The sequence below is a fragment of the Streptomyces sp. URMC 127 genome (assembly GCF_051386535.1).
Lineage (GTDB): Bacteria > Actinomycetota > Actinomycetes > Streptomycetales > Streptomycetaceae > Streptomyces.
Genome location: NZ_JBPQTW010000393.1, coordinates 1 through 2,741 on the forward strand (window position 1 = coordinate 1; position 2,741 = coordinate 2,741).

Annotated in this window: 1 protein-coding gene; it reads right to left on the reverse strand. The window is 76.9% G+C overall.

Features of this window, described 5'->3' with window-relative positions:
* Nucleotides 1-2,330 (reverse strand): glycoside hydrolase family 31 protein (locus ACSNOH_RS34350; protein WP_436725371.1); only part of this gene is annotated, 2,330 nt, incomplete at its 3' end.
* Between the last annotated feature and the right edge of the window lie 411 nt (nt 2,331-2,741).

Sequence of the window (2,741 nt, forward strand, 5' to 3'; positions counted from 1 at the left end):
GCCCCCTCCCGCTCCACCACGACCTTCCCGTCCCGCAGGGACGTCATGAACCGCACCACCTCCGGCACCTGCCGGCCGTCCCCCGCGTCGGGCACGAAGACGCCGCCGCCCGTACGGCCCGGAGCCGGAGCCCACACCTCCAGCTCCACGGAACCGGCGGCCTCCCCCCGCACCGGGATCGCCGACCCGGCCCGCGCCAGCACCGGGATCCGCGACAGCGGCGCGTCCAGCAGCACCTGCCCCGGCCCCTCGTGCGCCCGGCCCGTCGCCGTGTCGTACCACAGCCCGCGCGGCAGCCGCACCGCCCGCCGGTCCGCCCCCTGCTCCAGCACCGGCGCCACCAGCAGCGCATCGCCCAGCAAGAACGCGTCCTCGCAGTCCCGCAGCGCCCGGTCCTCCGGCGAACGCCACCACACCGGCCGCACGTACGGCGCACCGGTGCGCTGCGCCAGGTGCGCCAGCGTCACGAAGTACGGCAGCAGCCGCATCCGCTCTTGCAGCGCCGCCCCCGCGTGCTCCAGCGCCTCCCCGCCGAACTCCCACGGCTCCCGCCGCCCCGCCGTGATCGCCGAATGCGTGCGGAACAGCGGCACGTACGAGCCCAGCTGGAACCAGCGCACGAACAGCTCGGGCGACGGGAAGCCCGAGAAGCCCCCCACGTCCGGCCCCGAGTACGGCACCCCGCACAGCCCCAGGCCCAGCACCAGCGCCAGCGACGCCCGCAGCCCCGGCCAGCCCGTCGCCACGTCGCCCGACCACGTGCCGCCGTAGCGCTGCATGCCCGCCCAGCCCGAGCGCGAGAACAGGAACGGCCGCTCTCCCGGCTGCAGTTCGCGCAGCGCCTCGTAACCCGCCCGCGCCATGGACAGGCCGTACACGTTGTGCGCCTCGCGGTGGTCGCCGCCGCGGCCCTCCAGCGAGTGCCGCGCCGACAGCGGCAGCGACGGATCCCCGAACGGCGCGAAGGACACCGGCTCGTTCATGTCGTGCCACACCCCCGAGAAGCCCTGCGCCAGCCGCTCCCCGTACAGCCCGCCCCACCACTTGCGCACCCGCGGATCCGTGAAGTCCGGGAAGACCGACTCGCCCGGCCACACCTCGCCCCGCACCCGCCGCCCCCGGCCGTCCCGCACGAACGCGTCGGCGGCCGCACCGCTGTCGAACACCCACTGGCCCGGCTCGGCCTTCACCGCCGGATCCACGATCGACACCAGCCGCACCCCCTTCTCCCGCAGCTCCGCCGCCAGCCCCGGCAGATCGGGGAACCGCTCCCGGTCCACCGTGAACACGCGGTGCCCCCGGTAGTGGTCGATGTCCAGGTGCAGCGCCGACAGCGGCAGCCCGCGCTCCGCGTACCCCGCCACCACCCGGCGCACCTCCTGCTCGCTGCCGAAGCCCCAGCGCGCGTGATGGTGCCTGAGCGCCCACACGGGCGGCACCGCGGCGCTCCCCGTCAGCACCGACCAGCCGTGCAGCACCCGCGCAGGCGTCCCCACCAGCACCCACGAGCGCAGCGGGCCGCCGTCCATCCGCACCTCGCAGCGCCCCGGCCGGTCATGGCCCGAGCCCGCCCCCTCCTCGCCCTCCGCCAGCGTGACCCGCCCGTCCCACGAGTTGTCGTGGAACACCAGGTGCGTCCCCGCGTCCGCCACCACCAGCTGCACCGGCATCGTGATGTACAGCGGATCGTCACCCGGCTCGAAGGGACGGGACGGATCGGTGTTCCACAGCCGGTACGAGCCGTCCCGCAGCCGCGGACCCGCCGACCGGCCGCCCAGCCCGAAGAACCGCGCGTCCGCCGGCACCTCCGACCGCACCGCCCAGCGCGCCCCGCCCCGCCGCTCACCCGGCGCCGCGTCCGCCGGGCCCGCCGGCTCCCACCAGCGCGGCGGCAGGTCACGCCGCAGCAGAACCCCGCCCGGCGTCCGCACCTCCACCGTGCCGTGCCGGCCCACCACGACCAGCACCCGCTCCGACACCACCCGCCAGCCGCCCTCGGTGTCCGGCTCCAGCACCGCCCGCTCGTCCGCCTCCGGACCCGCCCCGGCCAGGGCGTACGACGGCTCCGGCACCGCCCCGTCCCAGCCGCAGAAGACCGCGCCGCCCGCCGTCACCCGCACCCGCAGCGACGACCGCGCGAAGTGCACCACCCCGCCGCCCGGCAGGGGATCGGCCCCCTGCGCCGCACCCGGCACCCGCGCCCGCTCCGCACCCGGCCGCGGCAGCCCCGCTCTGTCCGTGCACCGCCGCCGCAGCGCCGACCGCAGGGAACGCACCCCGCGCGCCGTCCGGACCATCCCCACTAACCGCAGCAGATCACGCGCATCCATGCTGCTCAGCCTGCCACCCGCACACCCGCCGGCGCCCCGCGTTCAGACGGCGTTCACCCGCGCAGGGACGACCGGACAGCGCCCGCCCCCGCCCGCCGCGGCGGGAACGAGACGTACGCCACCGGCTCTGGTGCAGGAGTCGATCACGTGGCATCGTCCTGCTCAGCCGCGCCGCGCGCCCACCCGGCCGTGCGCGGCGCCGCCCACGACGCGCAGGAGCCCGGGAGCAGTCATGACCACCGCACCGCAGCACGCCGGCCGGCCGGAGCCCCTCTGGAGCCCCGGCCCGGAACGCATCGCCCGCGCCCAGGTCACCCGCTTCCAGGAGTGGGCCGCCGAGCGGCCGTAGCGGCCTTCGGGCAGGCCCTCGCGTGCCGCAGCCATGATCGTTCCTCCGGGTCGGTGCCGCTG